This is a genomic window from Streptomyces sp. NRRL S-646, assembly GCF_000720765.1.
Taxonomy (GTDB): domain Bacteria; phylum Actinomycetota; class Actinomycetes; order Streptomycetales; family Streptomycetaceae; genus Streptomyces.
Window position 1 is genome coordinate 191,429 of record NZ_JODC01000009.1, and the last position, 21,232, is coordinate 212,660.

Sequence of the window (21,232 nt, forward strand, 5' to 3'; positions counted from 1 at the left end):
TCCCGTCACGTCGGCCCCCAATAGCCACCAGGTCGGCCCTCCACGGGCACCAGGTAGCCGCATTACCGCACAAGCCCCAGCTCAGGATCCTCACGCAACTTGCCCAGTGCACGTGACACGGCCGACTTCACCGTCCCCACGGACACGCCGAGCACCTCGGCCGTCTGCACCTCGCTGAGGTCCTCGTAGTACCTGAGGACGACCATCGCCCGCTGCCGGGCGGGCAGCTTCTTGATCGCCCGCCACATCGCGTCGTGCAGTGCCTGCTGCTCGGCCGGGTCGTTCCCGCCGGGCACGGGGTCCGGCTCGGGCAGCTCCTCGCACACGAACTCGTCGACCCTGCGCTTGCGCCACTGCGACGTGCGCGTGTTCAGCAGCGCCCGGCGCACATAGCCGTCGAGCGCACGGTGGTCCTCGATCCGCTCCCAGGCGACATACGTCTTGGTGAGCGCGGTCTGCAGCAGGTCCTCCGCGTCGCTCGGGTTCGCGGTCAGCGACCGGGCGGTACGCAGCAGCACCGGCTGCCGGGCCCTCACGTACGACGCGAACGACGGATACGGGAGGGTCAGCGCCGCCGGTTCGGCAGCAGTCGAAGCGCTGGTGCAGACGGGTGTGGTCATGGATCCACGCTATGAGCGGGGGCACCTCCCGCTCATCGGCCGCAGGTCCCGAAGCCGAGTCCGCCTCAGGTTGTAGGGGTGGAGGTAGCTGCACCTCCTGTAGGTGGACGAGCAGCCCTGGGGTACTGCGGGATGACCCCTGAGGGCCGCCCGTCCACCCGGGCCCCGGGACACGGCCGCTCAGCCGTCCGCGGTCAGGACCAGGCCGGATGTGGGCACGCCGGTTCCTGCGGTGACCAGGACCCGTCCCGCGCCCGGAATTCGGTTCACGGCGGTCCCGCGCAGCTGCCGCACTCCCTCAGCTATCCCGTTCATCCCATGGAGGTAGGCCTCCCCGAGCTGCCCTCCGTGCGTATTGATCGGCAACGACTCCGCGGCCACGAAGTCCGCCGCCTCCCCCTTCCCGCAGAACCCGAACTCCTCCAGCTGCATCACCACGAAAGGCGTGAAGTGGTCGTACAGGATCGCCACGTCCATGTCGGCCGGCGTCAGACCGGAGGTGCGCCACACCTGCCGGGCGACCACGCCCATCTCCGGCAGGCCGGTCAGGTCGTCGCGGTAGAAGCTCGTCATCTGCTCCTGCGCACGGCCCGCACCCTGGGCCGCCGCCGCTATGACGGCGGGCGGATGGCGCAGATCGCGGGCCCGCTCCACCGAGGTGACGACGATCGCCTGGCCACCGTCGGTCTCCTGGCAGCAGTCCAGGAGTCTGAGCGGTTCGACGATCCAGCGTGAGGCCGCGTGATCGGCGAGAGTGATCGGGCGGCCGTGGAAGTACGCCGCCGGGTTCGTCGCCGCGTACTTGCGGTCGACCACCGCCACCTGCCCGAACGCCTCCGGGGTCAGCCCGTATGTGTGCAGGTACCGCTGCGCGGCCATCGCCACCCAGGACGCCGGGGTCAGCAGCCCGAACGGCAGTGACCAGCCGAGTGCCGCGCCCTCCGCCGACGGCTCGCGGTGCTGCACCCCGGAGCCGAAGCGGCGGCCCGACCTCTCGTTGAACGCGCGGTAGCAGACCACGACCTCGGCGATGCCCGTCGCCACCGCGAGCGCCGCCTGCTGGACGGTCGCGCAGGCCGCGCCGCCGCCGTAGTGGACGCGGGAGAAGAAGGACAGTTCGCCGATCCCGCAGGCCTGGGCCACGGTGATCTCCGGGCTGGTGTCCATCGTGAACGTGACCAGCCCGTCCACGTCCCCCGGTGTCAGACCGGCGTCGTCCAGCGCGGCCCGCACCGCCTCCACGGCCAGCCGCAGTTCGCTGCGCCCCGAGTCCTTGGAGAACTCCGTGGCCCCGATGCCGGCGATCGCGGCCCGCCCGCCGAGGCCGTCCCGGGTGCGGACACTCATCCGGCACCTCCGGGGCCTTCCGCGGGGACGGTGACCGTCACCGTGGCCGTGACATGGCTGCCGATGCCGTTCGCCCCCACGACCCGGACCGTCGCCGTATCGCCGTCGACTTGCTCGACGACTTTCTCCACCGTGCCCGTCAACACCATCGTGTCTCCCGGGTAGTTGGGCGCACCCAGCCGTATGGCGACTTTGCGCAGCTCTGCCGTCGGGCCGAAGTGGTCGGTGATGTAGCGGCCGACCAGGCCGTTCGTCGTGAGGATGTTCATGAAGATGTCGGGGGAGCCCTTCTGCCGGGCCAACTCGGCGTCGTGGTGCACGTCCTGGTAGTCGCGGGAGGCGATGGCGCCGGCCACGATCAGGGTGCGGGTGATCGGGATCTCCAGCGGCGGCAGCTTCTCACCGGCCCTCATACGGCCTCCTCCTCCCGGGGGCGGAACACCGGCAGCACCAACTCCTCGTCGTACACCTGGAATTCGAGCCGCACGGGCATGCCGATGCGCACCTTGTCGTACGGCACTCCGACCACGTCGCTGATCATCCGCACGCCCTCGGCGAGTTCAATGAGGGCGACCGCGTAGGGAGGGGAGAAGGCCGGGAAGGGCGGGTGGTGCATGACGACATACGAGTACACCGTGCCCTCGCCGCTCGCCTCGACCGTGTCCCAGTCCGGGCCGCCGCACTTGTTGCAGCCCGGAAGCCAGGGGAAGCGGAGGGTGGCGCAGTCGGTGCAGCGCTGGATGAGCAGTCGGTGGTGCTCGACTCCTTCCCAGAAGCCGGCGTTGTCGCGGTTGACGACCGGCCGCGGGCGCCGGGCGGGCTGCTCGGGCTTCCTCCGGCGTGCGGGGGCGTACTTGAGGATGCGGAAGCGGTGTGTGCCCACGAGAGCGCGGCCCGCCCGGACGTCCGTCCGCGTCGTGACGAAGTACCCCGTGCCCAGCTTCGTCGTCTTCCGCTCCGACACCGACTCGATCACTGTGTCGAAGGTGATCTCGTCCCCGGGGCGCAGTGGACGCACGTACTCCTGCTCGCAGTCGGTGGCGACGACGGAGGTGCAGCCCGCCTCGTCGAGCAGGGTGAGCAGTTCGTCGTAGTCCCCCGTGCGTCCCTCGTGGCCGGAGAGGCCACCCATGGTCCATGCCTGGAGCATGGTGGGTGGAGCTATGGCGTCGGGGCCCGCATAGGCCGGATTGGTGTCTCCCATGGCCTCGCACCAGTGCCGGATCATGGGCGTGTTGACGGGATCCCTGCCTCTGCCGGAAACGGCGGCGCGCCGCCCCTCGTAGGTCTTCAGCCGTGCCCCCAGCTCGTCCTCGCCCATCGCCGCCCCCTCGTCGTCCCCTGCATCGCCCGTCGCACTGACACTTCTGGTACACCGCAGCCGCCGAGCGGGTTCCCGCGTTCACCGCCAGAGTTTCTGACTGTCCGTCAGATAAAGTCCACTGTCAAGGTCGGCAACCCGGACGCGAAAACGCCTGCGCGGCGGCACCGAAGCACCGCCGCGCAGACGCCCTTGCACCCCAGAACACACCCTGACCTCTCGGATCAGGGCAGTCGGCTCACCACAGTTCGGTGAAGTTGATGGCCACGTTCTTGTTCCCCTGGTTGACGGCCGTGAACGCGGAGCCCTTGACCTGGGCGGTGTTGCTCTGGTTCGAGGCGCCGGAGCCGACCGCGTTCTGCTGTGTGGTCGAGGAGTTGCCGTTGTTGTCGAACCCGACACCACTGCCGACGGCGCTTGCGACACCCGCGTTCGATCCGTTGTCCGCGATGGCGCCGTTGTCCGCCGTCGCGACGCCGGCGAACAGTGCGGCTGCCAGCGGAAGGGCGGAGACGGCGGCGATGACGCGGGCGGTACGGATGCTTGCCATGTTTGTTCCTCCAGAACACCAACGTGAAGTACGGCTGATACCAAGGCAGTTGGCCGACCACCCTGGTGCTGTGCACGACGTCGCAAGATCAGAGTTGCCCACCGAATCCCCGGCGAACCACCCCGGAACGCGCGATTCCTCCTCAAGTGCTACGACAAGTCGATAAACCCCTATCGCGACTTCCAACCCCCAGGCCGGGGTAGTCCGGGCACTTCCACCCCAAGTGCCACAAGGGGTGCAGCGGTCCGGCACTTTTCCGGCCAACCTCCGCACCCCGGCGCGTCGCAGCCGCTCCCCCTTCCTTTTTTCGAACGCGTGTACGAACATAGAGGCATGGCCACCACCGACCGGCAGGCCACGACGCTGGCCCTCGCACACGCCCTGTCAGCCGCCGAGCGCGGACTGGCCGTCATCCCCCTGTCCCGGACGAAACTCCCGGCCCTGCGCTCCCCCCACCGCGACGACCCCGACCCCCAGCCCTGCCACGGCGAGTGCGGCCGCCTCGGGCACGGGGTGTACGACGCCTCGACCGACCCCGCACGCATCCGCGAACTGTTCGCCGCGGCCCCCTGGGCGACCGGCTACGGCATCGCCTGCGGCCTTCCGCCCCACCACCTCATCGGCGTCGACCTCGACACGAAATCCGGTACGGACTCCTCCGCAGCCCTGCGCGAACTCGCCCTGCGCCACCTGTTCACGATCCCCGAAACGGTCGTCGTCCTCACGCCCAGCGGCGGCCGCCACCTCTGGCTGAGCGGCCCGCCCGACGCCGCCGTCCCCAACTCCGCCGGCCGCCTCGCCCCCGGCATCGACATCCGCGGCGCCGGCGGCTACCTCGTCGGCCCCGGCTCCCGCACCGACCACGGCGTCTATACGGCGGCGCCCGGGACAGCCCACCTCGCGCCCGCCGCCTGCCCACCGGCCCTCCTGCGTCTCCTGCTCCCGCCGCCGCGCCCGGTCCATCCCTCGACGCACCCGTCGGCCGGTGACCACGGCCAGGGCCTGGTCCAGTTCGTCCTCGCCGCGCACGAGGGACAGCGCAACACCCGCCTGTTCTGGGCCGCCTGCCGCGCATACGAGAACGGCATCGGGCCGGCCCTGGTCGCGCCCTTACTGGACGCGGCCCTCAACACCGGACTGTCGGAACGCGAGGCACGGGCGACGATCGCGTCGGCCGCGCGGATGACGGGACACCGGCCGTGAGGCCGGACGAGACACAGCGCACATGAGCAGAGGACGTCCATGCACGACCGCCCCAGAGCGCGGACCATGTCGCTGGCCCGCGTGGTCCTCTCCTCCGGCCGCTGCGTCGACCTGGCCGAGCTGCGGCTGTCGTCGACGTACGGAGGAATGCCGGAGGACTGCCCGGGCTACCCCTGCAAGCCGGTCAACGACATGGTGATCAAGGACCTGCTCGGCACCGCCACTCGCACGTCCTCCGCCACCCCGGTCCACCTCGTCCCGCCCCCGCGCGAATACCCCGACCAGTACGCGGGCGCCTTCGGCCCCGTCGAGGTCCTGCCGTCCGTCGCCTGCGTCGGCTCTTTCCGCTCCACGGCACTGGACCCGTCCCACGACCCGGTCGTCTACCACTCGGCCCTGACGGTCATCTGGTTCCAGCCGACCGCCCGGGTGCCGTGCGAGTGCGATGCGGAGGGGGCGTTGCGGGGGCTGGACTGGGAGGGCTTGGCGCGGGACCAGGAGCTCCAGCAGCCCGGCATCCGGTCCGGATCCTGTCGATCCGCGAGGCGATCACCCCTGTGACGCCCTGTTCGCCGTTGATGTCGAGGTGCCCCACGCAGAGAGCCGTGGTGCCGGAATCGTTCCGGCACCACGGCTCGACGGCCAGCGGTGGGTGTGGGATTTGAACCCACGGTGACTTGCGCCACGACGGTTTTCAAGACCGTTCCCTTAGGCCGCTCGGGCAACCCACCCCGCTGCCGCCCACCTGGGGCGGAGCGGGTACAGCGTACCGGCCCCGCGTGTCTGGTGCGGGCCGTGGTCCGCAGCGGGGCCGAACCGCGAGGTCAGCTGTCGCCCTGCCGCGCGCCGAGGGTGAGCTGGACCGTGTGGGACTTGCCGTCGCGTTCGTAGGTGATCGTGACCTGGTCGCCGGGCTTGTGCGTCCAGATCTCGCCGATCAGGGTGGGGCCGGAGTCGATGACGTGGTCGTCGAGCTTGGTGATCACGTCGCCGGGCTTGAGGCCGGCCTTGTCGGCCGGACCGCCGGACTCGACCGCCGCGGAGCCGCTGGCTCCCTGCTCGGTGATCTTCGCGCCGCTCGAGGAGTCCTCCAGGGAGACGGACGCCCCGATCTTCGCGTAGACCGGCTTGCCGGTCTTGATCAGCTGCTGGGCGACGTACTTGGCCTGGTTGATCGGGATGGCGAAGCCCAGGCCGATCGAGCCGGACTGGCTGGTGCCGCCGAGGCCGCCGCTGCCGGTGGACTGGATCGCGGAGTTGATGCCTATGACGTTGCCCGACGCATCGAGCAGCGGGCCGCCGGAGTTGCCCGGGTTTATCGAGGCGTCCGTCTGCAGGGCGCTCATGTACGACGCGTTGCTGCTGGTGCCGTCGCTGGAGGCCACCGGGCGGTTCTTCGCGCTGATGATGCCCGTCGTGACCGTGTTGGAGAGGCCGAAGGGGGCGCCGATGGCGATCGTCGAGTCGCCCACGGCCACCTTGTCGGAGTCGCCCAGGGTCAGGGGCTTGAGGTCCGACGGGGCGTTCTTGAGTTTGATGACCGCCACGTCGTAGCCCTGCGCGTGGCCGACGACCTCGGCGTCGTACTTCTTGCCGTTCGGGAAGGTCGCCGTGAGCTTGCCGCCGTCGACCGCGTCCGCGACGACGTGGTTGTTGGTGACGATGTGGCCCTGGGTGTCGAAGACGAAACCGGTGCCGGTGCCGCCCTCGCCGCTGGTGGACTCGGCTTCGATGGTGACCGTGCTCGGCAGCGCCCGGGCGGCCACGCCCGCGACCGTACCCGCGTCGCGCTTGACGTCACCGCCGCTGGTGGAGGCGGAGACCGTCGTGGAGCCGGTGTTGTCGTCGTTGTTCTTGGCCAGCGTGTAGCCGAGGCCGCCGCCCAGGCCGCCGGCGACCAGCGCGGCCACCAGGATCGCGGCCACGAGACCGCCGCGGCCGGACTTCGGTGCGGGCTGCTGCTGGTACGAGGAGCCCCAGCCGGAGCCTGCGCCGCCGGCACCCGAGTCGGAGTAGGAGGGCATGGCCGGGGGCGGCCAGGAGGCGTCCGGGGCGGAGCCCGCGTGCGTCGGCTGCTGCTCCTGAGTGTGCTCCTGCGCGCCGGGGGCGCTCGGAGGTACCGGCGGAAGCGGGGCCGTCCGGTCGCTCCCCTCGGGGGCGGCGGGTGCCGAGGGAGTGGGAGCGTCCACCGGCACGGGGGGTGCGGACGGGGCCGGGGGTACCGCGGTGCCCTCGTTCTCGGTGCTCACAGCTTCTCTCCTCGGTCCACGGCTGTTGTTCTCGGTCGCACTCGGTCACGCTCGTCCACGTTGGTCGACGGTCCGGCGCGATGCAGCTGTGCATGTTCTTTTGTATGCCGTCAGCTTTTCCCATGAGCCGTCAGGGCACCATAAGCGGTGCCTGTGGGTCCGGGGCCATTCTTTATATAGGCCATGACAGGCAAAAGGGGCGCAATCTATGCTCCTCCGATCGCACGACTACCCCCCTGCGGTGGCACCATGACGCGGTGACCCACGCACGCCGGCACCGGATTCAAGTCGTCGCCCACCGCGGAGCCTCCGAAGAGGCCCCGGAGCACACCCTGGCCGCATACAAGAAAGCGATCGAGGACGGTGCGGACGCCCTCGAGTGCGATGTGCGCCTGACGGCGGACGGCCATCTCGTCTGCGTCCACGACCGTCGCGTCAACCGTACGTCCAACGGGCGGGGCGCGGTCTCGGCGCTGGAGCTCGCCGACCTGGCCGCCCTGGACTTCGGCTCGCGCAAGACGCGGGAGCTGTGGCGCACGCGCGACGAGGAGCCCGACTGGGAGTTCCGGCCCGAGGACCGGGAGGACACCTCCGTACTGACCCTGGAGCGGCTGCTGGAGCTGGTCGCCGACGCGGGGCGGCGGGTGGAGCTGGCGATCGAGACCAAGCACCCGACGCGGTGGGCGGGGCAGGTGGAGGAGCGGCTGCTGGTGCTGCTGAAGCGGTTCGGTCTTGACGCCCCGGCCTCGGCCGCCGAGTCGCCCGTGCGCGTGATGAGCTTCTCGGCGCGCTCGCTGCATCGCGTGCGTGCCGCCTCGCCGACGCTGCCGACGGTCTATCTGCTGCAGTTCGTCTCGCCCCGGCTGCGCGACGGACGGCTGCCGGCGGGCGTCCGGATCGCGGGCCCCTCGATCCGGATCGTGCGCAACCACCCCGCATACATCGAGCGTCTGAAGGCGGCCGGCCACCAGGTGCACGTGTGGACGGTGAACGAGCCCGAGGACGTGGATCTCTGCGTCGACCTGGGCATCGACGCCATCATCACCAACCGCCCGCGCGCGGTTCTGCGCCAGCTCGGCCGCTGAGCGACGCTCCTCACCGTTCGTCACTCCGTGTCGTCACTGTTTGTCACTGGTAAAGACCTGTGAAGAACCCTTGACCCACCCGCCACTCGGGCACCATTCTCCAGACTCGGCCACAGTCGAAATCCGGCCACACGGCTACAGGGAGTGCCCCGGCGCATTCGCTCCGTATTTGATCGTTGCGAATGCGTCACTGAACGTGGATTGGCCGGTTTCCGGTACAGGCCAATGGGGCATCCACACCGTGGCGTGGGGCAAAGGAGGTCTCGGGGGTGGCGTTGGTGGTGGCACAGGAGGTGCCCACGTCGTCGAGCATGGCCGTACCCCATGGCCCTGCGGGCGTGGGGGAGGCGCGACACCGCATGCGCGAGCAGTTGCGCTCGGGCGGCGTGTCGGACGCCGTGATCGACGATGCCGTACTCATTCTTTCCGAACTCTTGAGCAACGCGTGCAAACACGGCCGACCGCTGGGCGACGCCCTGGCCGGGGACGGCGACGTGCGGGCCGCATGGCGCGTGGACCTGAGCGGCCGGCTCACCGTGGAGGTGACGGACGGCGGCGGACCCACCCGCCCGGCTCCGGCCACGCCCTCGGTCACCGCGCACGGCGGCCGCGGGCTGAACATCATCACCGCGCTGGCCGACGACTGGGGTGTACGGGACGACGCCCGGGGCGAGGTCACCGTGTGGGTCGTCGTCCACGAGGACGTCCACGATCCGGACGCCGGGCTGTGTCGCGACGACTTCGCTACGCGCGTCACCGCACCGACGGTGTCGAGGATTCCGGCGATGCCGGGCCTGGACTTCGCGGATGCGTTCGACGACCTGGACTGAACATCTGGCTGTCCACAGGTCCCCGTGGCTCACGGCGTGAACGGCTAGGCTCCCGCCGTACCAGACGAGCCGTAACCGGGAGACACCCACGATGGCCAAGAAGCGACCCCAGACGAAGGCCAAGCGCCCGCAGATCACGGACGGAGAGGTCCCGGTCGTCGGCGCCCGGGAGCCCTGTCCGTGTGGCAGTGGCCGCCGCTACAAGGCCTGTCACGGGCGGGCCGCCGCGCACGCCGTGACCGAGCTGGTGCACCGTCCCTTCGAGGGACTTCCGGGCGAGTGCGACTGGGTGGCGCTGCGTGAGCTGGTGCCGGCGGCCACGGTGGAGCTGCCCCTGAAGGGCGGCCTGCCCGAGGGCGTCCCGTCCCTCACGCTGGCGACGGTGCTGCCGATGGCCTGGCCGGCCCTGCGCCGCGACGACGGCTCGGTGCTGCTGGGTCTGCAGAACGACACGGCGTCCGGCGACATCAGCCGCGACCTCGCCGACACCCTCCAGCGCGCGCTGACCGCGCAGCCCGGCACGCCGGTCGAGGGCCGGCGCGCCCCGGCCGACGGTCCGCGGCTGCAGGATCTGCTCGATCCCGAAGGCGTGTTCGAGCCAGTTGTGCACAGCGGCTTCGAGTTCTGGGTCCCGGACTCCGAGAACGCCACGCCGGAGGTGGCCGCCTCCCTGGAGCGGGCCAACGCCGCGGCCATCCCGACCGCCAAGCTCACCGGGGTGGACGCCGCGTACTGGTGCGAGACGCCGGACAAGAACCACCTGCGCTGGGTCATGCCGCACCCGGAGGAGCAGCTTCTGGACGCCCTCGCGCGGCTGCACGCGGCGGGCCGGTCGAACCTCGGTGAAGGCACCCGTCTCGTGGGTTCCTTCCGCGCTCACGGGCTCACCGTCCCGGTCTGGGACCTGCCGAGCGGGGTCGGCGCGGACGACATCGAGAAGCCGGCGGCCGAGTTCGCCGAGCGCCTCGCGGCGGCCCTCGCTTCGGATGCGCCGCTGACGGCCGACGAGCGCCGGGCACGCGGCGGCCTCACCAACCGGCAGGTCACGCTCAGCTGACGAAGAGTGACGAGATCGGGTTCGGCTGACCGACCGGTCAGCGGAACCCGGTCTTTCGGAATCGGTGACTCCGCTCACAAGTCCCGCTGAAAACAAGCAAATACGTGACTGGAAAGCCCGGATCGAATTTGCGAACCGCGGATCTCTTGTTACCGTTCGAGTAGCCCGGTTGCTGGTGCATCCCCCGTCGCCAGCAACCGGGTCTTTTCATGCGCGCGTTTCCCTTACGGAATACGTTCGCCCGTCAACTACCGGTCGAGGTCCCGGAGTTGCTCCCGGAGCGCAGCAGCAGCGGACCGCGCCCGGCCTGCCCCGCGAACTCCGCGACCGCCGTGTAACCGTCCAGCGCCCCCCGGGTGTGCTGCCGGGGTGTCTCGCACATCCCCGGCTCGTCCTCCGCGCCCACGGCGCAGCTCAGCTGCACGGTGCGGCCACCGGGCCCCATGAGACTCAGGGCGGAATCCAGGGCCTTGCCGGTCACATTGCGGTAGTAGGTGCGCGCCCAGGTGTCCTTGCCCTGCGTGAGCACACAGGTCTGTGCCTCGACGCCTTCCGGGGAGGTGAGTTCGGGCCCGCAGCGCATGGCGGTGGCCAGGCCGAGATCGAGCAGCAGGGGAGAGCGGTCGGGGGTGGCGGAGGGTGCCTTGGCATCCTGGGGGCGCGGGGAGGCGCGTACGGATTCGCGTGCGGGGGCGCGCACGACGGTGCGCCCGCCGTCGCCCGCCGGTCCAGCGGATGCCACGGCCAGCGGCAGCGCGACCGCGCACGCCACTACGCCCGCCATGGCGAGCAGACGGATTCGGGGGTCTGGGGGATTTCCCCCAGAATGATGCAGCATGTGCGGAAGATAACGAGCCCACGCGCGCGTGCTGTCCCGCGCGCGCCGGACACCCCTACAACTCGGGCGCGCTCACACCCGTACGAGTGAGGGCCTCGACCGCGGCGTCCACCACGGCCTCGACGTCGGGGACCCAGGGGGAGGCGGAGCCGGGCAGGGGTGCGCGCTCCCAGCGGATCTCGCCCTCGCCGGTCTCGGACGGGGGCAGGGCCACATAGCCGCCCTCGCCGTGGAAGCGGAGGGAGCCGGGGACGAAGTCCTTGGCGTAGAGCAGCTCGCCCAGCTGCTCCATGGTGTACGGCTTCACGAGGATCGCCCAGCGGCTCGGCGAGGCGACGACCGGGCCGAGGCGCATGCCCATGCGGTCGAGTGCGGTGAGGGCGTGCGAGGCCGCGAGGGCCGGCATGCTCACCGCACAGGGGGCGTTGCCGCCGGTGGCCAGGATGACGGGTGCGGCCGGCCGGTTGCTCCACCACCAGCGCACCATCCGGGCGTCGGTGGTGGCCGCGAGGAGGCCGGGGTCGAAGGGATGCGCGCCGGGGACCGTGCACTCCGCGTCGGGGCAGCCGCAGCGGGAACGCGCCTGCGGGTCTGCCGCCACACCCGGGAGCACGGGCCACTGCCATTCCGTCGCGAAGGTCAGGGCCGCGCTGATCAACTCAGGCCTTCCGTCGCTGCGCTTGGACAGGAGCCTGCGTCGCCTTCCGAGGATCTCGCGCATGAGCGCTCGTTCCTTTCCGTTGCACCGCTGGCAACACCGTGGGGGCCACATCACACCATGTGTCGATCACTTCACTGTGCGTACCTGTTGGCGCATCACACCCCTGCCCTGGGCAAGGGGAACCCCTATGGGCCGAACGTTGACTGCGTCCGCGGCGGCCTCGTCCATGCTGCATCCATCAAAAGCATGGGCGTGGCGTGGGGGTGGCGAAGTCTGGCGTTTTGCTGTCCCGCGTATTTCTCTTCGCCTCCGCCACGGGAGGATGGGGCTCGGTCGTCGGTGGCTAAGACGCCCGGAGTCGGTCACCAGGTTCCGGGTGGCGGTCCACCACCCCTGGCCTTCTCCGAGTACGTACCCATCACGACCGCTGTGACGCTCCGTCGAGCAAGCCCAGTCGACCGCAATACGCCGTTACCCGAGTCAGTTTTAAGCCAAATTTGCTTTTAGGCAAGGGGATCACTGAGTACCCACGGACACCAGGAATCCCAGCAGGACAATGCTGGACATCCCCTTACGAGTGCGTGTACATGTGGAGACACTGCTAGCGGCGCAGAATGACATGGGGGTTTGCGATGCTTTTGAGCAATACGCACCGGTCGGGAAGCCGGACGCCATGAACGCCCCTCACCCTTCGAAAGTGGCCGGAATCGATTCAACGGTTCCGTCGCCCGCACACACTGTCGCGCCCGCGCCCGCAGCCTCGGGTACCTCACCGGTCCCTCCGCCGAACCCCCCTGGGGCGCTGCTCACCGACCGACTGGCCGGCTGGGTCTCGGACCTCACGACACTTCATGAACTCACGGAACGCCTGAACCGCACGGACTCGCTGGCGGACGCCCTGACGGAACTGCTGCGCGCCGGAGCCGCCCTCGTGGGCGCCCGGCGCGGTCTTGTCGTCCTGGAACCGGTCGACGGCCTCGGACCGGACACCACCATCGGCCTCGGCCTCGCCCGCGCCGACCTCGGGCACATCGAGACGGTGCCGCGCAGTGCCATGTCGTACGGCCGCATCCTCGAGGGGCTGCCGGGCGGGGACGGTGAGATCGCCCAGCCGGACCTCTTCGCCGAGGACGGGCTCGACCCCCGGCATCGCGAGGTGGCCGCCCGTCTCGGCTATGCCGCCTGCTACGCCCTCCCCCTGGCCGGCGAGCGCTCGGGCCGGCTCGGCGCCGCCGTGTGGCTCTACGACGAGCCCGCCGAACCGGTCGAGCGGCAGCGCCACCTCGCCGGGCTCTACGCCCGTTACGCCGGCGAGCACCTGGCCCGGCTGGTGGAAGTGGAACGCACACGCGCGTGCATGACGACGATGGCCGAGGAGCTGCTGCCGTCCCGGCTCCCCCGCGTGGCCGGCGTCCAGCTCGCCGCCCGCCACCGCACCGGCCCGCGTGGCGGCGGCGACTGGTTCGACGCGCTGCCGCTGCCGGACGCCGCGCTGGGTCTCGCGGTCGGCTCGGTCACCGGTTCCGGGCCGAGCGCGGTCGCCGCGATGGGGCGGCTGCGGGCCTCCCTGCGCGCGTACGCCGTGATGGAGGGCGAGGACCCGGTGGCGGTCCTGTCCGACCTGGAGCTGCTGCTCCGTCTCACCGAGCCGGCCCGCTCCGCGACCGCCCTGTTCGCCTACTGCGAGCCCTCCCTGCGCAAGATCACCCTCGCCGGTGCCGGGCACAGCCCGCCGCTGCTGATCGGCGAGCGGCGCACCGAGTTCGTGGAGACGTCCGTGTCCGCGCCGCTCGGCATGCTCGCCTGCTGGGAGGCGCCGAGCATGGAGTTCCAGGCCGAGCGCGGCGAGACGGTGCTGCTCTACACCGACGGTCTGCTGCACCGCACCGGCGACCCCACCGACCGCGCCTTCGCCCGGCTGCACGCGGCTGCGGCCGGTGTGCCCAGGGCGCTGCGGCACGACCCGGACGCGATCGCCGACCATGTGCTGCGGACGGTCCTGCCGGACGGGCTGGACGCGGCGGACAGCGATGAGGACGTGGTGCTGCTGGCGGCTCGCTTCGAGTAGCCGGTCATAACAGGTGCGCGCTCGCGGGCATAGCAGTTGACCGAGCGACCCTGGTAACAGGTCTTCCGGCCCTGGGCCCCCTTCCGTACGACCGTACGATGGAGGGGGTCCAGTGCCGTATCGAGGAGGATGACCGTGGCCGACGAGCTCACCCCGGCAGTATCTGATTTTGCTGCTGACGCAGCGGGCCCGGAAGAGAGCGAAGAGCCGATCAAGCAGCGCAAGAACGGCCTGTACCCGGGCGTGTCCGACGAGCTGGCCGAGAACATGAAGTCCGGCTGGGCCGACACGGAGCTGCGCGACCTGGAGCCGATCGCCCAGGCCGCCGAGACCGCCGCGCGGCGCTCCGCGCTGTCGGCGCGTTTCCCGGGCGAGCGTCTGGTGATCCCGGCGGGCAACCTGAAGACCCGCTCGAACGACACGGAGTACGCGTTCCGCGCGTCCGTCGAGTACGCCTACCTCACCGGCAACCAGACCGAGGACGGCGTGCTGGTCCTGGAGCCGACCGCGGACGGTCACCAGGAGACGATCTACCTCCTGCCGCGCTCCGACCGCGAGAACGGCGAGTTCTGGCTCTCCGGCCAGGGCGAGCTGTGGGTCGGCCGCCGGCACTCCCTCACCGAGGCGCAGACGCTCTACGGCATCCCCGCCTCCGACGTGCGTGAACTGCCGGACGCGCTGCGTGAGGCCACCGGTCCGGTGCGGGTCGTGCGCGGGTACGACGCCGGGATCGAGGCCGCGCTCACCGACAAGGTCACCGCCGAGCGCGACGAGGAGCTGAGGGTCTTCCTCTCCGAGGCGCGGCTGGTCAAGGACGAGTTCGAGATCGGCGAGCTGCAGAAGGCCGTCGACTCGACGGTCCGCGGCTTCGAGGACGTCGTACGCGTTCTGGACAAGGCGGAGGCGACCTCCGAGCGGTACATCGAGGGCACGTTCTTCCTCCGCGCGCGCGTGGAGGGCAACGACGTCGGCTACGGCACGATCGCCGCCGCCGGCCCGCACGCCTGCACGCTGCACTGGGTGCGCAACGACGGGCCGGTGCGCTCGGGCGACCTGCTGCTCCTGGACGCCGGCGTCGAGACGCACACGTACTACACGGCCGACGTCACGCGCACCCTCCCGATCAACGGGCGCTTCACCGAGATCCAGAAGAAGATCTACGACGCCGTGTACGACGCCCAGGAGGCCGGTATCGCGGCGGTGAAGCCGGGCGGCAAGTACCGCGACTTCCACGACGCCGCGCAGCGGGTGCTCACCGAGCGGCTCGTCGAGTGGGGCCTCGTCGAGGGGCCCGTGGAGCGGGTGCTGGAGCTCGGGCTGCAGCGGCGGTGGACGCTGCACGGCACCGGGCACATGCTCGGCATGGACGTGCACGACTGCGCCGCCGCGCGCGTGGAGTCGTACGTCGACGGGACGCTGGAGCCCGGGATGGTGCTCACGGTCGAGCCCGGTCTGTACTTCCAGGCCGACGACCTGACGGTGCCGGAGGAGTACCGGGGGATCGGGGTCCGGATCGAGGACGACATCCTGGTGACGGCCGAAGGCAACCGAAACCTGTCGGACGGGCTGCCGCGCCGGTCCGACGAGGTCGAGGCCTGGATGTCCTCGCTCAACAGCTGATACGAGACGGATGGCCGGGTACCAGGGAGGTGCCCGGCCATTGACGTGCCTGGAATCACCAACCTGGGGGGAGCGTCGTCGTGGACGACTTCTGGTCCGGCGTCGGAGTCGACCTGCATCTGGAGCCCGACGTCGGGGACGGGCGGCGGGTCGGGCTCGAGCGAGCGCTCAGGGACGCCGTGCGGGACGGTCGGCTCGCGCCCGGGACGCGGCTGCCCGCCACCCGACGGCTCGCCACCGAACTCGGCGTCTCGCGGGGGACCGCCAAGGCCGCCTACGACCAGTTGGTCGCCGAGGGGTATCTGACGGCCCGGCAGGGGTCCGGTACCCAGGTCGCCTCGTTGCCCTCCCTGGACGCCGACGCGCCGGAGGCGGCCGCACGCGCGCGTACCCCGCGTTTTGATCTGCGGCCCGGCAGTCCGGACGTCGGGGCGTTTCCGGCGGCGGCCTGGCTGCGGGCGCTGCGGCGGGCCATCGCGACGGCGCCCCTGCTGGCGTACGACTACGGGGACCCGCGCGGCCGTATCGAGCTGCGGACCGCGCTGTCGGGCTATCTGGGACGGGCCCGGGGTGTCATCGCCCCGCCCGAGCGGATCGTGATCACCTCCGGGTATGTGCAGGGGCTGGCGCTGCTCACGCGCGTGCTGGACGGTGCCGAGATCGCCATGGAGGACCCGGGGCTGCCGTTCCACCGGGAGGTCGTACGGCGCAACGGGGGACGTGTGGTGCCGGTGCGGGTCGACGAACGGGGCGTGTGCGCACAGGAGTTGGGGGACCTCAAGGCTGTGGTCCTCACGCCCGCCCACCAGTACCCGACCGGTGTGACGCTGCACCCCGAGCGGCGGCGGGCGCTCACGGACTGGGCACGCGCGCGTGGCGGGCTGATCGTCGAGGACGACTACGACGGGGAGTTCCGCTACGACCGGCAGCCCGTGGGCGCGCTCCAGGGGATGGCGCCGAGCCGGGTCGTCTACCTGGGCACCGCCTCGAAGACGCTCGGGCCCGCCCTGCGGCTCGGCTGGATGGTGCTGCCGCCGCACCTGGTCGACGCGGTCGCCGACGCCAAGCTGCACAGCGACCACCACACCGAGTCCATCGGCCAGTTGGCGCTCGCCGAACTCATCGACAGCCATGCCTACGACCGGCACGTGCGCGCGTGCCGGCTCAGATACCGCAGACGCAGGGACCAGCTCCTGGACCGGCTCGGCGGAAAGCACGACGTGCGTGGGATCGCCGCCGGGCTGCACGCCCTCGTGGAGGTCGCCGACGAGGAAGCGGCGCTGAAGCGGGCCGAGGCGGAGGGCCTCGCCGTCGGACACCTGGGCGACCACTGGCACACGCCCGGCGAGGGGCAGCCGCAGGGGCTGGTCGTCGGGTACGGGACGCCTCGGGAGCGGGCGTATCCGGAGGCGCTGGAGGCTTTGGTGAAGGTGCTGGAGGGGGCCTGAGGGAGCCTCCGGGTCATATGGGCCGTGCGCGCGTGCCGACCGGCAGCGAGTCCAGGAACAGCGCACCTGCGAGGAGACCCGCACTCCCCCGTGGGCTCCACGCGCGCGCGTGCAGGTCGGCGTCGAGGGCGGACAGGGCTTCGTGGCCCGCCGCCGTCGCCGTACCGCCCGCGTCCAGGACCCGCCGGGCGCCGGCCTGCACATGCCGCAGCCCCAACGGGCCCGCCGTGTACAGCAGTTCCGTGTCCTGGAGGGTGGACATCACGGTGAGCAGGGCGTCCAGCCGAGCCTGTGCCTCCGTGGCGCCCGCCGAGCGGGCCGCGGCGAGCGTGTCCAACGCCCGCCGGACGTGCGGGAATCCGGCGCGTGCCTCGCCGCGGGCGCCCGCGGCCCCGTACTTCGCGGAGATCGACGACCCGCGGGAGGGACGCCGCGGGGCGCCCTTGTCGTTGAAGGCGGCGATCCGTTTCGCCGCCGCGGCCACGTCCCGTGCACCGGCCCGGCGGTCGGTCGCGGCCGCCGCGACGAGGAAGCCCAGAGCCCACAGGGCCCCTCGGTGACCGCCGCCTGCGAGGCGCACCGAGTGCTCGGTGGAGCGGCCGATCGCGCCCAGCTCCGCGCGCAGCTGCGGGGTGGGCTCACCGATACGGCGGGCGGCGGCAGCCATCGCCGCGAGGCCCGGGGCGAGCGCCTTGGCCGACCAGCGCAGGGAACCGTGGTCCCGGCCCAGGGCAAGGGCGCCCAGGTCGCGCGGATCGGGCAGGCCCGGCTTGGGAGCCAGTGCCAGCTGCCCGGTCAGCGCGGTCACGGCGGCCTGCGCCAGCGTCTCGTCCTCGCGGCTGCTCATCGCCGTACCTCAGGAAGAGGCCGACGCCGAGGGACTGGCCGTGTCGGTCGGGGCGCCGCTCGGCGGGGTGCCCGTCGGGGCGCCGCTCGGCGGGGTGCCACCGCCGCCGCTGCCCGCGCCGGTGTTCTCGGCGTCCGGGTCGATGCCGAGGGTGAGGAAGCCCTTGTAGCCCTTGGACGGGTCCTTCTTGTGCACGGCCTCGAGGGTCAGCAGACCGCTGGAGGCGCCGCCGCCGTCGTACACCATGTCGTCGGCGAGAACGGTGTAGCTGCCGGTGTGCCCGGAGTACGGGTCGAGGGTGAAGATCTCCTCGGCGACGGCGTCGTCGAACAAGAGCTGGCCGGTGTGGTTGACCTTGCCGCCCTCGTAGGTGCCGTCCTCCTTCTCGCCGCCCGTGTGCACCTTCACATGGATGTGGCAGGTGCGCGGGGTGTACCAGCCGGGGAAGATCGTCTCGAACTTGACGACCCCGTTGGCGTTCGCGATCTGGTAGCCGCGCAGGTAGGTGCTGTCGTTCGCGGAGTCGCCCTCCTCGCTCTCCGCGGGGGCCGAACCGCCGGGATTGGCGGTGGTGTAGCCGGAGTAGTAGCCCCAGGCGTCGCAGTGCCAGATCTCCACGGCCGCGCCGGAGACCGGGGTGCAGCCGTCGGTGACGTCGACGACGGTCAGCCGCAGGGTCAGCGGGACGCCCGCCTTGCCCTCGGTGATGTCCTTTCGGACCAGCGCGCCGTCGAGGTAGTAGGGGCCCTCGGTGACGCCGGTCATCAGCGTCATGCACCCGCTGCTGGTCGAAGTGGCGGACGCGGTGGCGCTCGCCTCGGCGTCGGTGGTCGTGTCGGCGAACGCCGACCGGTAACCGGCGACGGCGAGGCCGCCGGCCACGACCGTGCCGCCGGTGACCGCGATGGCACGGCGCCGGGTGATCGAAGTGTCTCGGTGGTTTCCCGTCATGGCGGCGAACCTAGGGACGGCGCCCCTCAGGGACGCGGGGCGCCGATAAGAACCAGCTGTGAATGCTGAGGAAGCTGAAGGACCCTCACACCGCCATCAGAGGTGCGTCGTCCCGCCACTTGAGGATCTTGTCGAAGCTCACCACCGTGCCCGCACGCCCCGGCTTCTGGCCGATGTGGACGTGGTCGGCGAGCTCCCGGATCAGCCCGAGACCCCGGCCGTGCTCGGCGTCGGGGCGAGCGGGGCGTGGAGTCGCGGAGAAGGCGAACCCCGGGCCGGAGTCGGTGACTTCGATACGGCACTTCTCGCCGTCGAGGTAGGCGGTGACCCGGTACGCCTCCGAGGAGGCACCGTGCACCGTGTCCCCGCCGTGCTCGACGGCGTTCGCGCAGGCCTCGCTGAGGGCGACGGAGAGGTCGTAGGAGACGTCGGGGTCGACGCCCGCCGTCTCCATCGTGCCGAGCAGCAGCCGTCGGGCGAGCGGAACGCTCGCAGCTTCACGCCGCAAGTGGAGTGACCACCAGATGCTCATGCTCCAGCCTCCCGGCCGCGGCTCGACATACCGTTTCTTATTGCCGCGCGCACCCGTCCGTAAGCACGGAGTTGACGTGATGCCGCCCATATGGGCGATGCGTCCCAAACAGAATCGGTGTATGTGCGGGCCTGTCGCACCAGAGAGTGATCTTCCGGTCGGTACGGAACGTTGCGGACCTGCCGCATGGCGGCTGTGGGACCAGTGCGATGATGAGCCCGCCATGACTGCCCCCCACCAGCGCACGGCGCGCTCCGGAAACGATCTCCGGATACTGCGGGCCGCGGTGTTCGCCGCGGTCTGCGTCGTGCTGGCCGCGGGCGGTCACACCCTCGCCTCCTGCGCCACGGTTCCGCTGTGGACGCTGGGCGCGGGGTTCCTGGGGGCCGTCCTGGTCGCGGCACCGCTCGCCGGGCGCGTGCGCTCCCTGACCGGGATCGCGGCACTGCTCGCGGCCGGACAGACCGTGCTGCACACGCTGTTCGGGCTGGGGCAGCAGACGGCTTCCTCGGGCGCGATGTCGATGTCCTCCATGACGTCGGCCTCCGACGCCTCGCTGGTGGAGCGGGCGGCGCGGCTCGTGTGCGGGACGACGGCCGCGGCGATCAGCCCCGCCCAGGCCCGCAGGCTCCTCGCCGACGCCCGAATCTCCCCGGACACCGCCATGCGCATGGACATGAGCTCCATGCACCATCCGGCGGACGCCCTGTCGGGCGCCGCCTCCCCGGCTTCGCTGCTGCCGTCCCTGCCGATGCTGCTCGGGCATGTCCTCGCGGCGATCGCCGCCGGCTGGCTGCTGCGCCGCGGTGACCTGGCCCTGCTACGGCTCATGGAACTCTCGGCCCACACCATGGCCGACGGCGCATTCGTACGTTCCCTGCGCGCGGCGCTCGCGCTGGTGCGCGCCCTGCGTGCCGGGCTCCCGGCCACGCCCGCGGCGGGCCCGCAACTGCCGCGCACCGCGCTGCTCGCGCCGCCGAAGCCCCGTACCACCGCACTCCAGCACACGGTGATCAGGCGCGGCCCGCCGGCCGCGGCCCTCGTCCTCGCCGCCTGACGCGACGCGACCGCCACTCCACAGCCGTGGGATCGGGGCCGCCGTCGTGCGGCACACGCGCGTGCCCGCATGTGCGACATCCATGCGCACGCGTTCCTCCGACCACCGGAACTCACTCGAAACCCGAAGTGGAGTGCATCCGTTCATGAAGGCATCCCGTCTCGCCGCCACCGGCGCCCTCGCCGCCTCTGCCGTCGTCGTCCTGTCCGCGCCCGCGTTCGCACACGTCAGCGTGCAGCCCGAGGGCACGGCCGCCAAGGGCGGTTACGCGGTCGTCGACTTCAAGGTCCCCAACGAGCGCGACGACACCTCGACCACCAAGCTCGAGGTGACCTTCCCGACCGACCACCCGCTGGCCTCCGCCCTGCCGGAGCCGATGGACGGCTGGAAGATCGAGGTCACCAAGTCCAAGCTCGCCAAGCCGCTCGAGGTGCACGGCAAGAAGATCAGCGAGGCCGTCTCCAAGATCACCTGGACCGCCGACGGCAAGGGCATCGAACCCGGCTACTTCGAGAAGTTCCCGGTCTCCGTCGGCGCCCTGCCCGAGGACGCCGACGAACTGACCTTCAAGGCCCTCCAGACGTACTCCGACAAGGAAGTCGTGCGCTGGATCGAGGTGCAGAAGGACGGCGCGGAGGAGCCCGAGAACCCGGCCCCCGTGCTCCCCCTGTCCGCCGCCTCCGAGGACGGCCACGCCCACGGCTCGAAGGCCGAGGACGCCTCCGACGACTCCAAGACCACCGAGAACACCGCCGCCGACACCTCCGCCGCCGACAGCAGCGACACCACGGCGCGCGTGCTGGCTGTCGTGGGCATCGTCGTCGGCGCGCTGGGCGTGGCGTACGGCGTGCTCGCCGGACGTCGTCGCAGCGACGCCTGAGGCCCGTTCTTCCGTGTTGTGCACCGGGGGTCGTACGACCCCCGGTGCACACCGGAGCTCTCACATCT

The 21,232-nt window shown here is 71.1% G+C and carries 21 protein-coding genes and 1 tRNA gene; 10 read left to right on the forward strand and 12 right to left on the reverse strand.

Features of this window, described 5'->3' with window-relative positions; genetic code table 11:
• Nucleotides 1-62: 62 nt before the first annotated feature.
• From IH68_RS0124245 to IH68_RS0124265, 5 genes are all read right to left on the reverse strand, one after another.
• Nucleotides 63-620, reverse strand: a complete 558-nt coding sequence (locus tag IH68_RS0124245; protein ID WP_030938698.1) for a SigE family RNA polymerase sigma factor — start codon at nt 618-620, stop codon at nt 63-65.
• Between the two features lie 180 nt (nt 621-800).
• The gene (locus tag IH68_RS0124250) at nt 801-1,967 is read right to left on the reverse strand and encodes a lipid-transfer protein (protein WP_030938700.1); all 1,167 of its coding nucleotides are present in this window, start codon (nt 1,965-1,967) and stop codon (nt 801-803) included.
• Entirely contained in the window at nt 1,964-2,380 is a 417-nt protein-coding gene (locus IH68_RS0124255; RefSeq protein ID WP_030938701.1) for a MaoC family dehydratase, read from the reverse strand. Before IH68_RS0124255 ends, IH68_RS0124250 begins: the two co-directional genes overlap by 4 nt.
• Nucleotides 2,377-3,288: a bifunctional MaoC family dehydratase N-terminal/OB-fold nucleic acid binding domain-containing protein gene (locus IH68_RS0124260; protein ID WP_030938703.1), complete on the reverse strand. Its 912-nt coding sequence runs from the start codon at nt 3,286-3,288 to the stop codon at nt 2,377-2,379. Before IH68_RS0124260 ends, IH68_RS0124255 begins: the two co-directional genes overlap by 4 nt.
• 238 nt (nt 3,289-3,526) lie before the next feature.
• The gene (locus IH68_RS0124265; RefSeq protein WP_030938705.1) at nt 3,527-3,838 is read right to left on the reverse strand and encodes a hypothetical protein; all 312 of its coding nucleotides are present in this window, start codon (nt 3,836-3,838) and stop codon (nt 3,527-3,529) included.
• Nucleotides 3,839-4,171: 333 nt separating this feature from the next.
• On the opposite strand from IH68_RS0124265, the gene IH68_RS0124270 reads away from it, so the two are divergent.
• Both IH68_RS0124270 and IH68_RS0124275 read left to right on the forward strand, forming a co-directional pair.
• Nucleotides 4,172-5,041, forward strand: coding sequence for a bifunctional DNA primase/polymerase (locus tag IH68_RS0124270; protein WP_030938707.1), 870 nt, complete (start codon nt 4,172-4,174; stop codon nt 5,039-5,041).
• A gap of 39 nt (nt 5,042-5,080) precedes the next feature.
• Entirely contained in the window at nt 5,081-5,602 is a 522-nt protein-coding gene (locus IH68_RS0124275; protein ID WP_078912584.1) for a hypothetical protein, read from the forward strand.
• An 85-nt stretch (nt 5,603-5,687) separates the two neighbouring features.
• On the opposite strand, the gene IH68_RS0124280 is transcribed toward IH68_RS0124275, so the two are convergent.
• Nucleotides 5,688-5,772 (reverse strand) — tRNA-Ser (locus IH68_RS0124280).
• A gap of 93 nt (nt 5,773-5,865) precedes the next feature.
• On the reverse strand, nt 5,866-7,290 hold the full coding sequence (locus IH68_RS0124285) for a S1C family serine protease (RefSeq protein WP_030938710.1): 1,425 nt from the start codon (nt 7,288-7,290) through the stop codon (nt 5,866-5,868).
• Nucleotides 7,291-7,547: 257 nt separating this feature from the next.
• Between IH68_RS0124285 and IH68_RS0124290 the strand changes: the two genes are divergently transcribed.
• The 3 genes from IH68_RS0124290 (at nt 7,548) to IH68_RS0124300 (ending at nt 10,262) form a co-directional block, all read left to right on the forward strand.
• Nucleotides 7,548-8,375, forward strand: coding sequence for a glycerophosphodiester phosphodiesterase (locus IH68_RS0124290; RefSeq protein ID WP_030938712.1), 828 nt, complete (start codon nt 7,548-7,550; stop codon nt 8,373-8,375).
• 269 nt (nt 8,376-8,644) lie between these two features.
• Complete coding sequence (locus IH68_RS0124295) at nt 8,645-9,205, forward strand: ATP-binding protein (protein WP_037885107.1); 561 nt, start codon at nt 8,645-8,647, stop codon at nt 9,203-9,205.
• A gap of 91 nt (nt 9,206-9,296) precedes the next feature.
• A complete protein-coding gene (locus IH68_RS0124300; protein WP_030938715.1) occupies nt 9,297-10,262 on the forward strand; it encodes a DUF5926 family protein in 966 nt (321 codons plus the stop codon).
• A gap of 244 nt (nt 10,263-10,506) precedes the next feature.
• On the opposite strand, the gene IH68_RS0124305 is transcribed toward IH68_RS0124300, so the two are convergent.
• Nucleotides 10,507-11,046, reverse strand: coding sequence for a hypothetical protein (locus IH68_RS0124305; protein WP_030938716.1), 540 nt, complete (start codon nt 11,044-11,046; stop codon nt 10,507-10,509).
• Nucleotides 11,047-11,155: 109 nt separating this feature from the next.
• Complete coding sequence (locus IH68_RS0124310) at nt 11,156-11,821, reverse strand: bifunctional DNA primase/polymerase (RefSeq protein WP_030938717.1); 666 nt, start codon at nt 11,819-11,821, stop codon at nt 11,156-11,158.
• Between the two features lie 496 nt (nt 11,822-12,317).
• On the opposite strand from IH68_RS0124310, the gene IH68_RS0124315 reads away from it, so the two are divergent.
• From IH68_RS0124315 to IH68_RS0124325, 3 genes are all read left to right on the forward strand, one after another.
• The gene (locus IH68_RS0124315; protein WP_078912585.1) at nt 12,318-13,829 is read left to right on the forward strand and encodes a PP2C family protein-serine/threonine phosphatase; all 1,512 of its coding nucleotides are present in this window, start codon (nt 12,318-12,320) and stop codon (nt 13,827-13,829) included.
• 129 nt (nt 13,830-13,958) lie between these two features.
• Nucleotides 13,959-15,449, forward strand: a complete 1,491-nt coding sequence (locus IH68_RS0124320; RefSeq protein ID WP_030938719.1) for an aminopeptidase P family protein — start codon at nt 13,959-13,961, stop codon at nt 15,447-15,449.
• An 80-nt stretch (nt 15,450-15,529) separates the two neighbouring features.
• Entirely contained in the window at nt 15,530-16,897 is a 1,368-nt protein-coding gene (locus tag IH68_RS0124325) for a PLP-dependent aminotransferase family protein (protein WP_030938720.1), read from the forward strand.
• A 13-nt stretch (nt 16,898-16,910) separates the two neighbouring features.
• Here IH68_RS0124325 and IH68_RS0124330 read toward each other — a convergent pair whose 3' ends face one another.
• The 3 genes from IH68_RS0124330 to IH68_RS0124340 all read right to left on the reverse strand — a co-directional run bounded on the left by IH68_RS0124330 (nt 16,911) and on the right by IH68_RS0124340 (nt 19,227).
• Complete coding sequence (locus IH68_RS0124330; RefSeq protein WP_030938722.1) at nt 16,911-17,744, reverse strand: triphosphoribosyl-dephospho-CoA synthase; 834 nt, start codon at nt 17,742-17,744, stop codon at nt 16,911-16,913.
• 9 nt (nt 17,745-17,753) lie between these two features.
• Nucleotides 17,754-18,695 (reverse strand): intradiol ring-cleavage dioxygenase, encoded by a 942-nt coding sequence (locus IH68_RS0124335; RefSeq protein ID WP_030938724.1) that lies wholly within the window; start codon nt 18,693-18,695, stop codon nt 17,754-17,756.
• 85 nt (nt 18,696-18,780) lie between these two features.
• On the reverse strand, nt 18,781-19,227 hold the full coding sequence (locus IH68_RS0124340; RefSeq protein WP_030938726.1) for an ATP-binding protein: 447 nt from the start codon (nt 19,225-19,227) through the stop codon (nt 18,781-18,783).
• A 223-nt stretch (nt 19,228-19,450) separates the two neighbouring features.
• On the opposite strand from IH68_RS0124340, the gene IH68_RS0124345 reads away from it, so the two are divergent.
• Complete coding sequence (locus IH68_RS0124345; RefSeq protein ID WP_030938728.1) at nt 19,451-20,284, forward strand: hypothetical protein; 834 nt, start codon at nt 19,451-19,453, stop codon at nt 20,282-20,284.
• A gap of 145 nt (nt 20,285-20,429) precedes the next feature.
• Nucleotides 20,430-21,164 (forward strand): YcnI family protein, encoded by a 735-nt coding sequence (locus IH68_RS0124350; RefSeq protein ID WP_030938730.1) that lies wholly within the window; start codon nt 20,430-20,432, stop codon nt 21,162-21,164.
• Nucleotides 21,165-21,232 lie beyond the last annotated feature (68 nt).